Source organism: Bradyrhizobium sp. KBS0727 (genome assembly GCF_005937885.2).
Lineage (GTDB): Bacteria > Pseudomonadota > Alphaproteobacteria > Rhizobiales > Xanthobacteraceae > Bradyrhizobium.
In genome coordinates this window covers 5,997,186-6,012,542 of the sequence record NZ_CP042176.1, presented here as the reverse complement: position 1 = coordinate 6,012,542, position 15,357 = coordinate 5,997,186, and the positions used below count along the sequence as shown (strand labels likewise).

Genomic DNA, 15,357 nt, shown 5'->3' with positions numbered 1-15,357 from the left:
CAGATGACGTCGCAGGAGGAAACCGGGCTTTTCGCCCTTGTCTTGCTGCTCAGACTGCACGGTGTCGCCGCTGAGGAGGAGCAGCTTCGTCACCGTTTGGGCACGCGGCGTGTCGGCATCACGGAGATGCTTCGGTGCGCGAAGGAGTTCGGACTTAAAGCACGTACGATCAATACGAACTGGGCGCGTCTTGCCCGCGTGCCCTTGCCGGCGATCGCGGCCCTCAATGATGGCGGCTTTCTCCTGCTTGGCAGGGCGGAGGGCGACGAGGTGTTGGTTCAGCGTCCCTCGGCGCCCCGCCCGCTCCAGCTAACGCGTGCCGAATTCGAGGAGCTCTGGGACGGTCGTCTGGTCCTGATGGCGCGCCGCGCCCCGCTCTCCGATCTTTCCCGCCGGTTCGACATCACCTGGTTCCTCGGCGCCATTCAGAAATATCGCCATCTGTTGGGCGAGGTGCTGATCGCCTCGTTTTTTCTGCAGGTCTTCGCGCTTGTCAGCCCGCTATTCTTCCAGGTCATTATCGACAAGGTTCTCGTGCATCGTGGATTGAGCACGCTCGAAGTCCTGGTCCTGGGTCTTGCGGTGATCGCAGTCTTCGAAGCAACGCTCGGCGCCTTGCGCACCTACCTCTTTTCCCACACGACAAACCGCATCGACGTCGAGCTTGGTGCGCGTCTATATCGCCATCTGGTGGCGCTGCCACTCATCTATTTTCAGACCCGCCGTGTCGGCGACTCCGTTGCCCGCGTCCATGAGCTTGAGAATATCCGTAACTTCCTGACAAGCTCGGCGCTGACGTTTGTCATCGATTTTCTGTTTACGGCCGTGTTCCTTGCGGTGATGTTCATCTACTCGCCCGTGCTGACGCTCGTCGTTCTCGGCGCGTTCCCTTTCTATATCGGTATTTCAGCGATCGCCACTCCGCTTTTCCGCAGCCGGCTGGATGAAAAGTTCCGGCGCGGCGCGGAGAACCAGGCGTTTCTGGTGGAAAGCGTCACCGGCGTCCAGACGTTGAAAGCGTTGGCGGTTGAGCCGCAGATGAGCCGGCGTTGGGAGGAGCAGCTGGCCGGTTATGTGTCCGCAAGCTTCCGCGTCATCAGCCTCGGTAATGTCACCAGCCAGGCCGTTCAACTGGTAAATCACCTGGTCACGGTCGCCATTTTGTTTCTCGGTGCGAAGCTCGTGATCGAAGGCAGTCTTACTGTCGGCGAATTGGTGGCCTTCAACATGCTGGCGAACCGGGTGAGTATGCCGGTTCTGCGCATCGCTCAGATCTGGCAGGACTTTCACCAGGCCCGCCTCTCGATCGAGAGGCTGGGGGATATCCTCAACACCCGCCCGGAGCCCGCGATCGGCGTCGGTCGTGCCGTGCTCCCCCCGATCCGCGGTGCTGTTACGTTCGACCACGTCGGGTTTCGCTACCGCGTCGATGGACCGGAAATCCTGCACGACGTCAGCTTCCACGTTCCGGCCGGGCAGATCGTCGGCATTGTCGGCCCGTCGGGCTCGGGCAAGAGCACGCTCGCGAAGCTCCTTGAGCGCCTCTATTTGCCGGAGACTGGCCGCGTCCTCATCGATGGTGTCGATCTTGCGATGACCGATGCCGCCTGGCTGCGGCGACAGGTGGGCATTGTCTTGCAGGAAGACGTGCTTTTCAATCGAACCGTCGCCGAGAACATCGCGCTGGCAGATCCCGCGATGTCCATGCAACGGATCGTCGATGCAGCCGCCTTGGCCGGCGGGCATGAGTTCATTCTCGAACTTCCCGAGGGATATGACACGATCGTCGGCGAGCGAGGGTGCAGCCTTTCGGGCGGTCAACGACAACGCATCGCGATTGCCCGCGCCCTGGTGACCGACCCCCGTATCCTGATCTTCGACGAAGCCACGAGCGCGCTCGATTACGAGAGTGAGCGCGTCATCCAGGATAACATGCGTCGGATCTGTGAAGGCCGCACCGTTTTCGTTATCGCTCACCGGCTTTCCGCGGTACGCCGGGCCAACCGCATCATCACCATCGAGCGTGGCCGCGTCGTCGAGGACGGCACCCACGACGAACTGATCCGTTCCAATGGGCGCTATGCCAACCTCCATTTGCTGCAGGCGGGTGGCAATGACGGTCGCTAAGAAAATCATCAAGTTCCCGGGTCGGCCGCAACGGCATCACGACTACGAGACGGCCTTTCTCCCGGCCGCGCTCGAGGTGGTCGAGACGCCGCCTTCGCCGGTCGGCCGCGCCATTGGCTTGACCATCATCTCGCTGTTTTGCGCGGCGCTGGCGTGGGCGTCGCTGGGCAAGGTCGACGTTGTCGCGACCGCACCGGGGAAGATTATCGTAAATGGACGAACCAAGGTGATCCAGCCGGCAGAAACAGGGGTGGTACGCGCGATTCACGTGCGCGATGGCGCAACGGTCAAGGCCGGGGATGTGCTGATCGAACTGGATCCGACCATCAATGTCGCCGAACTTGAACATTTGAAAGGCGATTTGATCGTCGCCCGGCTCGACATTGCGCGCTCGCGGGCGGCGCTTGCGACGGGCGGCAAGCCGTTCGGCGACTTCACACCGCCAGCGGGCGCCAGCCAGGAACAGGTCGAGATGCATCGTCAGTTTCTGGCAAGCCAGACGGCCGAACATGCCGCGAAACTGGCGGAAATCGACCGTCAACTGGCGCAGAAGGACGCGGAACGCGAGACGATTGCGGCGACGATCGGCAAGCTCCGCGCAACGATCCCGCTGCTGCAGGAGCGAGTGGACGTACGCAAATATCTCTACGACAAGGAGATCGGTTCCAAGATAACCTATCTCACCGATTTTCAGGACCTTGTCGGCCAGCAGCATGACGTCCTTGTTCAGCAGAGCCGGCTGCGTGAGGCCGAGGCCGCGGTGGCAGGGCTCACTCAGGCCAGGTTCAAAGTGGAAGCGGAGTACCGCCGCACGCTCTACGATGATCTCGCCAAAGCAGAGCAGCGGGCCGCGGGTCTCGCCCAAGACGTGATTAAGGGAGAACAGAAGGCGAAGCAGCAGGTCCTCAGAGCACCCGTTGACGGCGTCGTGCAACAATTGGCGGTGCACACGATCGGAGGCGTGGTTACGCCGGCTCAGGCGCTCGCAGCCGTAGTGTCGCTCGACCCCAATCTCGAGATCGAGGCGATGGTGTTGAACCGTGACATCGGCTTCGTCGTCCCCGGACAGGACGCCGCAATCAAGATCGATACCTTCAATTTCACCCGCTACGGGCTGCTGCATGGCCGGGTGCTCAGCATTTCGCGCGATGCCATCACGCGCGACAGACATGAGGACAAGGCGAGGGACCAGCCCGTCGGCGCGGAGAGCGCGTCGAGTGAACCCAAGGGCCAGGAACTCGTCTATGCTGCGCGCGTGAGCCTCGACCGAAGCGGGATGGAGATCGAGGGGCGCCCCGTCCAGCTGTCGCCCGGAATGGCGGTGACGGTCGAGATCAAGACCGGCTCGCGGCGGATCATCAGTTATCTGCTTTCGCCTCTGATGCGATATAACCAGGAAGTGTTGCGAGAGAGATAGCCTCGGAGCGTACGCAAGCCTTGGCCTGATGGAGGGTGGTCGTTGTTGGTTCAGCCTGGGATCAGCAGCATTCTCTGTTCGACGCTATTGACCGCTCAGATCTGCGCTTGGAGCATCCCGCAAGGCAACCTCGACGACATCACCCGGCTGAAGTTCGAATTCCTCGTTCGCGATCAGATTTTCACTGCCCTTGGCGCCGTTTCTGACAATCGTTATCGCGGGCTTGTTGCCAAATCCGCGTGCAAGCTGTGACTTGGCGAGGGCGGTATATTGAAGCTTTTCGCCGGTGCTCTGCAGCTTGAAGCGGATTTTGCTGAGAGCCAGAGTAGCGTCCTGCAGCTCCCGGAGCACATCGCTCCTGCGCTGGCCGTCGAACCGCTCGATCTGTCGCGAAAAATCATCCCGTTGCCGCTTGGTCTGCATCAGTTGTGCGGTGGTCTGCAGCTTACGGGTAGATGACAGCAGCATTGCGCGACGTGCGTCGCTGACGCGAACCGCTGTCAAGGTACCTCGGTTGAAGAGTTCCTTGGCCCGGTCCAGCTCTTCGATATCGGCCTGGGCTCCCTGGTCTTCGGTCTTTAGCTGCTCCGAAAGGACATGGATCTGTTCATCAGCCTGAACGATGCCGCGCTCAAGGAATGTTCTTTCAGCCTTCTCGTCTGCCTGGCGGGTCTTGAGATGCTCAGCCTCAACGTTGACGATCGCCAGCACCGTCGACCGGGCAACCGGCACGTCGAGCAAGGCCTTCTGGTCAACCGTAGTCCCCTGTCCGAGTTCGCGCTGGAGGCGCCATACATGCGCCTGTTCCCTGGCGTATTCGGTCCAAAGCGACTCGTACTCGGCCTGCAGGTCTGCAGTTTCCAGGATCGGGTTGTTCATTCTCAGGCGCACGACGTCATAACCGCCCGACAGGGCGATGGCCTGCCGTACCGTCATGAGCGGGCGATAGGCCTGTTCGCCGGGCCTGGAGACATCTCCATTGATGTAGATTGGCCGGTATTCGACGATCGTTGCGGTGACCTCATCGGGCTCGATCGTCACCGAGTTCTCACGTCCGTCCGACGTTCGTTGCCGAAAGACCTTGGCCGCGAGCAGGGCCTGCACCCTGGCCTGCGCCTCCGCCGGCGACAGGCCCGCGACTTGCGGCGTCCCCAGCAGCGGGAACGAGATAGTTCCATCCAGTTGAATGCGAACGCGTTGCTTGAGTTCCGGGAGCCTGGCCAGGGAGATCTCGATCACGTCTCCCACATGCAACTTATATTCGGCCTTTGCTGGCGTGATCGAACACAGGAGAGCGGCGGCAAGCAGGAATGATCTCGCATCGCGCTTCTTGCCAAGGTGCGACGCGCGCCCGGCGAACAAGGCCGTCTCCCTTAAGGCCGATCGAACGTTGAGCATGGTACACCCTCCAGCTGTCATGGCGAGTTATTGCTGCGTTGATGATCTCAGCATTGTTGGCTCCAGCCACGACAGGCGCGCGACGAAATCTGCGACCGAACCGCCGGTGTGTAAACTTCACTGCCGGACACGCAGATCATCAGTGTGCAATAAGCTGACTTGCAAGAGAGCCCGCTCAGCATCTGCCGGCCTGGGTCCGTCAAAGTCCCAAAGGCCGCGTCAGTCACCGGTTGAAGATAGCCGGGATAGGGTATTGACGGCGTCATGGCGACACGCGTCGTCGCCGACGCCTCGTAGGCTTGCGCGGCGTCGAGAGTCGGCAAGAGCTCGGGCAGAACGCACAGCAATCCGGTGACCATTAATAGTCGCGACTTACTCACGTTCAAATCCTGCTGCCGCCGGTGAAGAAAGTGACCGGAACGCCGCGACCGCCGGTTATTTGCCGGACCGTACCGTTCCATGAGTCCTTCGGTTGATGCCCTCGCGGATCAGGCGATCGGACACCGCAACGTGATTTGCTTCGTGATTGATCACGCCTAGCGGTACCGGTGCCTCGATTTGCCTGATTTCGGAGATCACCTCGAGGGGCTTTGGGAGTCCCTTGGTCACCTTGGCGGTTGAGGGCGAAAAGCTGTCGTTTGCCGGTCGTGGTGATCCGTTGTTCATCCCCCAAATCGCCGCCTGTGTCCGGTTCTGCACCCGGATCTTGCGCAAGATCGCCTTGACGTGAACCTTTACCGTCGCCTCGGCGATATTGATCTTTCGCGCGATGCCCTTGTTGGAGTTGCCCTCGATCAGGCATTGCAAAATCGATTGTTCCCGCGGAGAAAGCTGCGGCGCGATCGTGTCCTTGGCCCTGGAGAGCATCAGCGCAGTTTCGTCGCGCCGCGCCGCCTCAGCGACGAGAAGGCGTTCGGGAGCGAGAGCGAATGTCAGAAATGCTGGCGGAAAGATCGTTTCCCCCATCGCCACCAGTTCAACAGATTTGGTGAATAGATCGCACGTCATGACGTCGACGAAATAGCCGTTGACGCCTACTCGAAATGCAGACGCCACGTCGTCTAGCCGATAGTGATCGGCCACGATTGCAATGCGCCCGCCCGGATGGTTGTCCCGCAACAGTTCGATCTGTTCAAGGGCGACGTCGATATCATCGCCGGCGTGGACAATGAGAAACAGCAATTGGTGGCGTAGGAGCTTGCCCGGCGGCAAATCATCAGCGCACGATACTGAAGCCGAGGTGCGAATATTTGCTGCCCGCAGGATTCTGCCTATTCCTTCCCTGATTAAAACACATCTTCCAATGAGAACCGTTGAAAAAGATTGTTGCCTAGACATTTTACTCTCCTGGCCCCTGATTACTCTCTCCAGGCCCTACGCAATTAAATTCCTACTAACTCCTACCAGTTGGGCTTGGTCAGTCAGTCTGCGCTCCTTCGTTCACAGGGTTTTCGTTGGCGGATTTCAAGGAACCTCGAATTTGTGAACCTTGCTTTCCTTCGTTCGCGGGATGTCGGGTAGGCAGATCGCGAGGGCTCAGAAAATATGACGCTTTTGTGGAATTTTAGAGTTGAATTGCCCGTATCCCTATATACCTTTCGTTATAGAACGTTCGTTCGCGCCGGAAGGATGTCGGTACCTAAGTGCAACGTGTCGTTGCGAGGGAACTTCAGAACGGTAGGACGCGCGTTAACCGTTTTTGTGCGCCGCGGCATGAATTGATAGAAAATTGTTTCGAACCTGTTTAGATTAGACATGAAACAAGCGGAGCCGCGCGGGGTTTGTGTTGTTAGGGGCGACAGGCTGAGGACCGGCCCATGCGTCGTGCCAGCGTCGTGATTGCAGACCGCCATCCCATTGTTCTGCGTGGTTTGAGCAGCGCGCTCAGGGACCACTCCGACTTCAATATCGTGGCACGTTGCAGCGACGGTGCAAGTTGTGTCGAAGCGCTTCGGAAGTTTGCGCCGGATATCGCCATCCTCGATGCCTCGATGTCCGACGTGACCTGGCTGAACATCCTTTCCATCATCAATTCCGAAGGTCTTCCCACGCGGCCAGTCGTTTTCACCGCATCCGATCAAGAACTCGCGCGGGTGATGATGGCGACTGCGGCGAATGGCCACAGCGTTATTTCAAAGGAAGTGACGCCTGAAGTTCTGGTGCAGTCGTTGCGCCAGATCGCGGCGGGTCGACAGCTATTGCCGTCGCCTTCACTGTCGCCTTCATCGGAGCGAGCGGCAGCTCGTGAGCAAGGTACGATCGCGGAGAATGCGCTGGCGGGGCTGACGGAGCGCGAGCAGCAGATCATGCTTTTGGTGTCCGAGGGGTTGTCGAACAAGGAAATCGGGCGACGGCTGGACATCACTGACGGCACTATCAAGGTGCATCTCCATCACATCTTTCAGAAGCTCGAAATCTCCAACCGGACCATGCTCGCGGCGCTGGCAATTTCGCTGAACGAGCGCGGGATTCCATCGGAGGACAAACCGGAAGGGCTCATCTGGTCGGACTAGGTGCGGGCAGGAACGGAAAGGGCCGTCGAACGCCGGCGCTGTATCGCGCAGTATGCGGCGGTGAATTCTGGTTTTCAGCGCGGCGTCGCCTAGCGATCCCGTGTCGTGTCCATGGCGGGAAGCAACGCTTCAACGTATTCACGATGAATTGTGGTCGGCGATTTGTTTCCGTCGAACAGGACGCTGACGCTGTTAACGTAGACGCTCCCTCCGACGATTGTTCCGGTTTTTTCTGCCAGACGTGAACAGCGTAACGCACCAAGTGCGCTCATCCGAACGCGAACGCCAATGGAAAGTGCGGGCTTCATTGTGCCATTCCACGCGGCAATCGATTCAATACCGGCGCTATTCTAGCACACCAACTTGTTCTGCTGGATGCAGAGCAGCCGAAGTACCTCGTTGGAGGTATTCGCGCGCGGGCCAGAATCGGGTAAACGCAAACTGGCGTTATTGTGCATCCGTGCTGGCTTCACGTCGTTCGAACAGGTAAGCAAATGCGCGTTGCTCTGTCATATACAGCTATCGTCTGGTGCATTGCTCTTGCGATCTGGATTGCCGTCGGCGCGTCGCTGTAGCGACGCTAGCGACGTGCGCCCGGCGGTTGGCTAACGGCGCCCTCCGGTCGATCGCTTTCGCGACACGACGATAAAATTCTCGGCGAGCCATCACGCCAGCCGAGTGAACGCAAATAGCTTTCAAGCAGAGGTTTCTCGATCCTTTGCCAGAGCGCCGCGCCGTAGCCCGCTTCAAACGTCTTGTCGTAGTTCTTGCCAGCGTCTGCCGCCTGGTGGTCCATGCGATAGTCGCAGCGGGGAAGCGGGTCTCTTCCGGGCAATGAGAGCTCCTTTGAGCCGCCGAAAGGACGAACGCTAGCAGCAAGCCGGGCGAAGTCATCCTTCACTCGCAGGAGGTCGGGATCGCGGCGCCCATCGCCCTGGCGGGCCGCCGTGGCGGCGGTCGGACCGGGCCGCGAACGGTTTGGCTCGCTCACGCAAAATTCACTTGGCAGTCCAATCTCTTATGGAGTTCAGAGAGAGAGCAGAAAATCCGGGAGATTCGATTTCAAGGGGCGTCTGACCCCGACGAGTTTCGAGCTGGCCCTCCGGCCTCGATCAAGGCCCAACTATCGCGTGCGATCGGAAAGCGGTCGCGAGCGCGCCGGTCATCCCGTTGCCTGCTCTGAGATGCGTCCCACGGTGGCGGAGAGCTTCAAGCGCCTGTGGCCTCTGCGATAAGGCATCGTCCCGTCGTGAATAGGGCGGCAACCATTCGTCGGTTCTGCTATTATTGGATCATGACGATCGGGATCGCCGGACCCGGACGGAAGGCGCCCGGGCAAAACGCCGTGGTCAGCCTCATCATTGTGGCCGTCGCCATCGGGATTGGCCTGAGCTTGCTCGGCCTCGCGAGCGACCTTCTGGTCGACTGGCTGTGGTTTTCATCGATCGGCTATCTTCAGATTTTTTTGACGAGCATCGGCGCCAAGGTCGTCGTCTTTTTCGCCGTTCTTGCGGCAACCGCGCTCCCGCTTTGGCTGAACGGATGGCTCGCGGTGCGCTTTGCCCGGCGGCAGTCGACACAGGTTGCACCCGCCGCGGTGTGGCAGGCTTCGGGCACGCCGCCCCCCGCTCTGCTTGCGCTGGTGCGCGATCGACTGCGATGGTCCCGGATCATCGCAGGCGGCGGCGGTTTGCTCGCGCTGTTTGTCGCCGCGTCGGAGGTCGGTAACTGGAGCGTCTTCCTGCAGTTCTTCTATCAAGTGCCGTTCGGCGCCGACGATCCGCTCTACAACAAGGACATCGGCTTCTATCTCTTCTCGCTACCCGTCTATATCCTCATCAAGAACTGGATGCTGCTGACGCTCGTTCTGGGCGCGCTATTCGCCGGAGCGATCTACTGGGTACACGGCGACATCGAATACGACGTTCACCACCGGTCGGTATCACCGACCGTGATCGCTCATGGTTCGGCATTGCTCGGTATCTTCTTCGCGGTGAAGGCCTGGTCCTGTGTTCTCGATCGCTATCTGCTGCTCTATGCCGACAACGGTGTGGTGGTCGGCGCGAGCTACACCGATATCCATGTGGGGATACCCGCTCTGTGGCTACTGTTCGGGCTTTCGATTATCGCGGCGTTCGCCGCGTGGGCGAATCTCCGGGTGCGTACCTACTGGCTTCCTGCCGCCGCCTTCGTGCTCGTCGCCATCGGCTCCTTTGTGCTGTCCGGTGCAGTTCCTGTGCTGTTCCGGCAGTTTTTCGTCAAACCGAGCGAGTTGCAGCTCGAGAAGCCCTACATCGAACGCAATATCGCACTCACCCGGAAGGCATACAATCTCGATCAGATCTCAGCCAAGCCGTTTGCGGCCGAACAGAAGCTCTCCGTCGACACCCTGGAAGCCAACAAGGCGACGATTGAAAATATCAGGCTGTGGGATTGGTTGCCCTTGTCGGATACCTACGCGCAGCTGCAGGAGATCCGCACCTACTATAAATTCCATGATCTTGACGTTGACCGTTACTGGCTCGATGGATCCTACCAAAGCGTGATGCTCTCGGCCCGCGAATTACGGCCTTCCTTGCTGCCGCCGAACGCGCAGACATGGGTCAACCGCCACGTGCTGTTTACCCACGGCAACGGCGCGGTGATGAGCCCGGTCACCCGCAAGAGCACTGAAGGCCTGCCGTTCTTCTATTTGCGGGATATTCCTCCCGTTGCCGACGGAGGTCCCAAGATCCAGGAGCCGCGCATCTACTACGGCGAAGAGAGCGACAGCTACGTCATCGTCAAGGGAAGCGTACCGGAGTTCGACTATCCGAAGGGGAAAGACAACGTCTATGCGGCCTACGACGGTGCCGGGGGTGTTCCGATCGGAGCGCTGGCGAACAGAATGCTGTTCGCATACTACTTCAACGACCCCAACCTGCTGCTCTCAAGCTACATCACGACCGACAGCCGGATCATGATCCGGCGCAACATCCAGGAGCGGGTACGCACGATCGCGCCGTTCCTCAGGCTCGATCATGATCCATACCTCGTTATCAGCAGCGGGCGCATGTTCTGGATGCAGGACGCCTACACGACGAGTTCCTATTTCCCCTCTGCGCAGCCCGCGCCGGACATCGACCTCAACTACATTCGCAATTCGGTGAAGATTGTCGTCGATGCATATAACGGGACCGTCGACTTCTATCTGATCGACGGCAACGATCCGGTTGCAGCGACCTACCAGCGCATCTTTCCAAGCCTGTTCAAACTGTTCACGGCCATGCCTGCAGACTTGCAGAACCACATCCGCTATCCGGAGGACCTGTTCCTGATTCAGGCGCGGCTGTACCAGGCCTACCACATGGAGGCGGCCGACGTTTTCTATAATCGCGAGGATCTCTGGCAGTTTCCGCGCCAGCCGGGCGGCGGCGGCACCGCGATGATGGCACCCTATTACATCATCATGCGGCTGCCCGGAGAGCCGCGTGCCGAGTTCTTCCTGATGCTCCCGATGGTGCCGAGCCGCCGTGACAACATGATCGCGTGGCTGGCCGCGCGCTGCGACGGGTCCGAGTACGGCAAGATGATCGTCTACGAGTTTCCGAAAGAGAAGCTCGTCTACGGGCCGTTCCAGATCGAAGCGCGGATCAACCAGAGTACCGAGATCTCCCAGCAAATCACGCTGTGGAACCAGATGGGCTCGCGGGTGATCCGCGGTGCCAACCTGCTTGTGATCCCGATCGAGAACTCAATCCTCTACGTATCGCCGCTCTATCTGCGAGCGGAGCAGGGGCATCTGCCGGAGCTAAAACGTGTGATCGCGGCCTACGGTGAACATGTGGTGATGAAGGAGACGCTTGCCGAGGCGTTGTCAGCGCTGTTCACGGAGTCTGGTACCGCTCCGGTTGCCTCAAGCACGAGAGAAAGGATGCCCCCTGCAGGTCCGGCGGAAACCCAGGCGCGCGAGGCGCTCGATCGCTACAATCAGGCCGTGGAGCGATTGAAATCCGGGGATTGGAAAGGCTTCGGTACGGAGTTCGACGCCATGCGCGACGTTTTGGAGAAAATGAACCGGCCATCCACCGGCCACTAGAGCGTTTTCGAGCGAAGCATGCCCTCGGACTTGATCCGTGGGTGGAAGCCGGTTCGCGTCAAGAAAACGCGTCCGGCATCTCGACCGGATGTATCCCATTGGACAGGGAGCGGCTCTATCCGTTAGCCTGACAGGCGATGTTGTCGCGCGCCTCCAAATGGATCCAAGGGCAATGAAAGACAAGAAGGACATCGTCGAAAACTGGCTGCCGCGATACACCGGCACGCCGCTTTCCGAATTCGGGGAATATGTTCTCCTGACCAACTTCGACAATTACGTCGAATGGTTCGCCACGGCGCATGGCGGCCTGGTAAAGGGCATCGATCGACCGATGCCCAACGCGACGGCCGACGGAATTACCCTGATCAACTTCGGCATGGGAAGCCCGAATGCCGCGACCGTGATGGATCTGCTAAGCGCCATCGCGCCGAAAGCGGTATTGTTTCTCGGCAAATGTGGCGGATTGAAACGCAAAAATCAGATCGGCGACTTGATTCTGCCGATCGCAGCCATTCGGGGCGAGGGCACCTCGAACGACTACCTGCCGCCGGAGGTCCCGGCGTTGCCCGCGTTCCAGCTGCAACGCGCGGTGTCGACGATGATCCGGGATCTCGGTCAGGACTATTGGACAGGTACGGTGTACACGACCAATCGTCGCGTCTGGGAACACGATGATCGCTTCAGGGATATGCTGCGTCGAACCCGAAGCATGGCGATCGACATGGAGACCGCTACCATCTTCGCGGCGGGATTCGCCAATCACATTTCGACCGGCGCGCTGCTGCTTGTGTCCGATCAGCCAATGATTCCCGAGGGTGTGAAGACTGAAATGTCGGATCGCGCGGTGACCGAGAATTATGTCGAAATGCATATCAGAATCGGGATGGAGGCCCTGAAACTCGTGCGTCGCCGTGGCCGCAGCGTCAAGCATCTGCGCTTCGAAGACGATTTCGACCGCGGGCATGAGACATAAAGCGGCGTCGCGCCGCCGCCAGGTCGCGCGGCTTGGCGGCCATCGCGAAAGCCGTGCCGGCCGCGGTTCAGTGATGGGCCGATACGCTCTTGACGCACTCGGACAGCAAGTCACCGGACGCCTGATGGCTGACGTCACCCAGGCTGACGATGCCCACCATCCGCTTGCTCTTGTTGATCACGGGCAGCCTGCGGAGTTGCAGCTTCTCCATGTGATGCACCGCCTTTGCGAGGTCATCGTCCTCGCGGCAACAATGGATGCCGTCGGTCATCACATCGCGCGCCATCGTTTGGCGCGCATCGAAGTCGCTCCTGGTGAGCCCTTTGCAGACGATATCGCGGTCGGTCACCATTCCGATCAGTCGGTCGTTCTCCCCGATCGGAATGCAGCCGATGTCTTGCTCCCGCATCAATTTTGCGATTTCGCTGACGGGGGTGTTGGGGCTGACCCAGTCGACACCCCGGTGCATTACGTCTTTGACTTTCATGGCGGACCTCCGGGTTTCAGGTGCACTTTGATGCAACGCAGCCCCATCCCGTCGACTATACACCCGATCGGGTGCGACGGCATCGGTTCCTCAAGGTCGCAGACGAAATCATCATTACGCTGCGACCTTCCCGAACATTGACAGCGATTTCGCGATCCGGATTCCCGGATCGCCGCTCACCCTATGCCGAGCTTCCGACGCGGTCGACAAATCCTCAGTCGTGCGCGCTAAAGCGCCCGTGCGGTGCATCGGCCGTCAGCCGCGAAAACTGCGCGTGACCCATATGGAGCAGCGTCTCGTGATCGCCTGCTTCCATATAGATGTCCGGCTGGGCTCCGATGCTGTCGTCGACGATGATATCGAGCCCGTAACATTTGCCGACGGCAGGAATCGCGCCGTGGGCACAGTCGCCGAACAGCTGAACGATCTCGGTTGCATCGGCGATGTGAACGTTGTCACCGAGTTTTGTCCTCAGTTCCGACAGGCGCAGGTGGTGCGATGCGGGCAGGACGGCCAGCATATATTCGCTGTCGCGCCGCAACACGATGCCTTTGGCGAGACGATCGCCGGGTATATGGCATGCCTCCGCGGTACGCGTGGACGTCATGCTGATTTCGTGCGGGATCAGCTCGTACTGGATGTTTTCGGCCGCCAGATATTTTTGGAGCGTGGGAGCAATGGACATGACATTACCTCCGGTGCGAAATGCAAACCATCCACCGCGAGGGCTTCCCTGCAGACCTTCGCCGACGATGGGCGGCTGCGTGGTTGTGGACCCAGCATAGATCGTCCACCCGCCGCTTGCAATTCGTCGTCGGTGACCAGTCGATCGAGAGGCAGCCAGGATCTCCCGCGATCGGCGCTACCGCGCGCGAACGCAGCGGATTGTTGCGCCCGGGCAGCCTCTGCAGCAAACGTCGGTTTTCAGGGAGCGCTGGAACTCATGATTCTGGTGCGGGGGTGCGATCCCTGCCTCGCTTTTTGTTCCCGTCGTCCTACATGCAAGGGAGCGGTAGCGACATGAGCACCGGGGTGCCCCGATCGGAGGACGCGCCATGAGCGGTGATCGCGCGATGGATACCAGCCTTGAAACCCGTTTCGGTGCCGGAAACTATGCGCCCTTACCGGTCACCCTCGTCCGCGGGGAAGGGGTTTATGTCTGGGACGAGAGCGGCCGTCGCTACATCGATATGATGGGAGCCTACTCCGCGGTCAGTTTCGGCCATTGTCATCCGCGTCTCGTCAAGGCGCTGACCGAGCAGGCCCAGCGCCTCGACACGATTTCGCGGGCCTATTTCAGCGACCGGTTGGGACCCTTCCTTGCCCGGGCCTGCGACCTCACCGGCATGGACGCGGCTTTGCCGATGAATAGCGGCGCGGAGGCCGTGGAGACGGCGCTCAAGGCGGCCCGCAAATGGGCTTACAAGGTCAAGGGCGTGCCAACCGATCGGGCGGAAATCATCGCCGCGGAAGGCAACTTCCACGGCCGCACCATCTCGATCGTCGGTTTTTCATCCGTGGCCCAATATCGCGATGGCTTCGGGCCGTTTCCGGCTGGCTTCAAGCTCGTGCCGTTCGGCAACGCGGCCGCGCTGGCCGCCGCGATCACGGCCGAAACCGCGGCGTTTCTGGTCGAACCCATTCAAGGTGAGGGCGGCATCAACGTGCCGCCGCCCGGTTATCTGTCCGACGTCGCGCGAATCTGCCGGGCCAACAATGTGCTGCTGCTGTGCGACGAGGTGCAGAGCGGCCTGGGACGCACCGGCCGGTTGCTGGCATGTCAGCATGACGGCGTGCAGCCTGACGGACTGATGCTCGGCAAGGCCCTCGGCGGCGGGCTTCTGCCGGTGTCGTTGTTCCTGGCCCGCCGGGACGTCATGGACGTCTTTACGCCGGGCGATCACGGCAGCACGTTCGGAGGCAATCCGATCGCGGCGGCCGTCGGGCTGGCCGCGCTCGACACCTTGATCGACGAACGGTTGGTGGAACACGCGACGAGCGTTGGCGCGCATCTGCTGCGCAGGCTCGCCGCGATCGACAATCCGCTCATTCGCGAGGTGCGCGGGCGCGGCCTGTTCGCCGGCGTCGAACTGTACCGGAATATGGCAGATGCCGGTGCGGTCGTCAGGCGCCTGATTCCGGCTGGCGTGCTGACAAAGGACACCCATCGCAACACCATACGCTTTGCGCCGCCGTTGATCATCAACGAGGCGCAGATTGACTGGGCCGTGGGCAGGTTCGCCAAAGTTCTGGAGGAGGTCGCGTCATCGCCGGTCGACACGCATCACGAACATGAGGCCTCCAGCTCGATGTGAGCGTGGGTGCGGCAGGTTGAGCGCATACCAAGGAGCAGGGAGGAGCGCG

General features: G+C 60.3%; 12 protein-coding genes. 6 read left to right on the top strand and 6 right to left on the bottom strand.

Going from position 1 to position 15,357, the window contains the following annotated elements; translation table 11 throughout:
* Window positions 1-3: 3 nt before the first annotated feature.
* Window positions 4-2,127: a type I secretion system permease/ATPase gene (locus tag FFI89_RS28120; protein WP_138830783.1), complete on the top strand. Its 2,124-nt coding sequence runs from the start codon at window positions 4-6 to the stop codon at window positions 2,125-2,127.
* A complete protein-coding gene (locus FFI89_RS28115) occupies window positions 2,114-3,544 on the top strand; it encodes an HlyD family type I secretion periplasmic adaptor subunit (RefSeq protein WP_138830782.1) in 1,431 nt (476 codons plus the stop codon). Before FFI89_RS28120 ends, FFI89_RS28115 begins: the two co-directional genes overlap by 14 nt.
* Window positions 3,545-3,628: 84 nt before the next feature.
* Here the strand turns inward: FFI89_RS28115 and FFI89_RS28110 are convergent, their stop codons facing one another.
* Together FFI89_RS28110 and FFI89_RS28105 are read right to left on the bottom strand one after the other, a co-directional pair.
* On the bottom strand, window positions 3,629-4,942 hold the full coding sequence (locus tag FFI89_RS28110) for a polysaccharide biosynthesis/export family protein (RefSeq protein WP_138830781.1): 1,314 nt from the start codon (window positions 4,940-4,942) through the stop codon (window positions 3,629-3,631).
* 435 nt (window positions 4,943-5,377) lie between these two features.
* Entirely contained in the window at window positions 5,378-6,280 is a 903-nt protein-coding gene (locus tag FFI89_RS28105; RefSeq protein ID WP_138830780.1) for a response regulator transcription factor, read from the bottom strand.
* 479 nt (window positions 6,281-6,759) lie between these two features.
* Between FFI89_RS28105 and FFI89_RS28100 the strand changes: the two genes are divergently transcribed.
* Window positions 6,760-7,455 (top strand): response regulator transcription factor, encoded by a 696-nt coding sequence (locus tag FFI89_RS28100; RefSeq protein ID WP_138830779.1) that lies wholly within the window; start codon window positions 6,760-6,762, stop codon window positions 7,453-7,455.
* A gap of 89 nt (window positions 7,456-7,544) precedes the next feature.
* Here FFI89_RS28100 and FFI89_RS28095 read toward each other — a convergent pair whose 3' ends face one another.
* Window positions 7,545-7,763, bottom strand: a complete 219-nt coding sequence (locus FFI89_RS28095; RefSeq protein WP_138830778.1) for a hypothetical protein — start codon at window positions 7,761-7,763, stop codon at window positions 7,545-7,547.
* 272 nt (window positions 7,764-8,035) lie between these two features.
* Window positions 8,036-8,251, bottom strand: a complete 216-nt coding sequence (locus FFI89_RS28090; protein WP_138830777.1) for a hypothetical protein — start codon at window positions 8,249-8,251, stop codon at window positions 8,036-8,038.
* A 498-nt stretch (window positions 8,252-8,749) separates the two neighbouring features.
* On the opposite strand from FFI89_RS28090, the gene FFI89_RS28085 reads away from it, so the two are divergent.
* Window positions 8,750-11,533 carry a UPF0182 family protein gene (locus FFI89_RS28085; RefSeq protein ID WP_138830776.1) on the top strand — a complete coding sequence of 928 codons (2,784 nt, stop codon included), beginning with the start codon at window positions 8,750-8,752 and terminating at the stop codon, window positions 11,531-11,533.
* 172 nt (window positions 11,534-11,705) lie between these two features.
* Window positions 11,706-12,506, top strand: a complete 801-nt coding sequence (locus tag FFI89_RS28080) for an AMP nucleosidase (RefSeq protein WP_138830775.1) — start codon at window positions 11,706-11,708, stop codon at window positions 12,504-12,506.
* A 67-nt stretch (window positions 12,507-12,573) separates the two neighbouring features.
* On the opposite strand, the gene FFI89_RS28075 is transcribed toward FFI89_RS28080, so the two are convergent.
* Window positions 12,574-12,993 (bottom strand): CBS domain-containing protein, encoded by a 420-nt coding sequence (locus FFI89_RS28075; RefSeq protein WP_138830774.1) that lies wholly within the window; start codon window positions 12,991-12,993, stop codon window positions 12,574-12,576.
* Between the two features lie 214 nt (window positions 12,994-13,207).
* Entirely contained in the window at window positions 13,208-13,678 is a 471-nt protein-coding gene (locus FFI89_RS28070; protein ID WP_168213078.1) for an aminoacyl-tRNA deacylase, read from the bottom strand.
* A 370-nt stretch (window positions 13,679-14,048) separates the two neighbouring features.
* Between FFI89_RS28070 and rocD the strand changes: the two genes are divergently transcribed.
* Window positions 14,049-15,308 carry an ornithine--oxo-acid transaminase gene (gene rocD / locus FFI89_RS28065; protein WP_371721896.1) on the top strand — a complete coding sequence of 420 codons (1,260 nt, stop codon included), beginning with the start codon at window positions 14,049-14,051 and terminating at the stop codon, window positions 15,306-15,308.
* Window positions 15,309-15,357 lie beyond the last annotated feature (49 nt).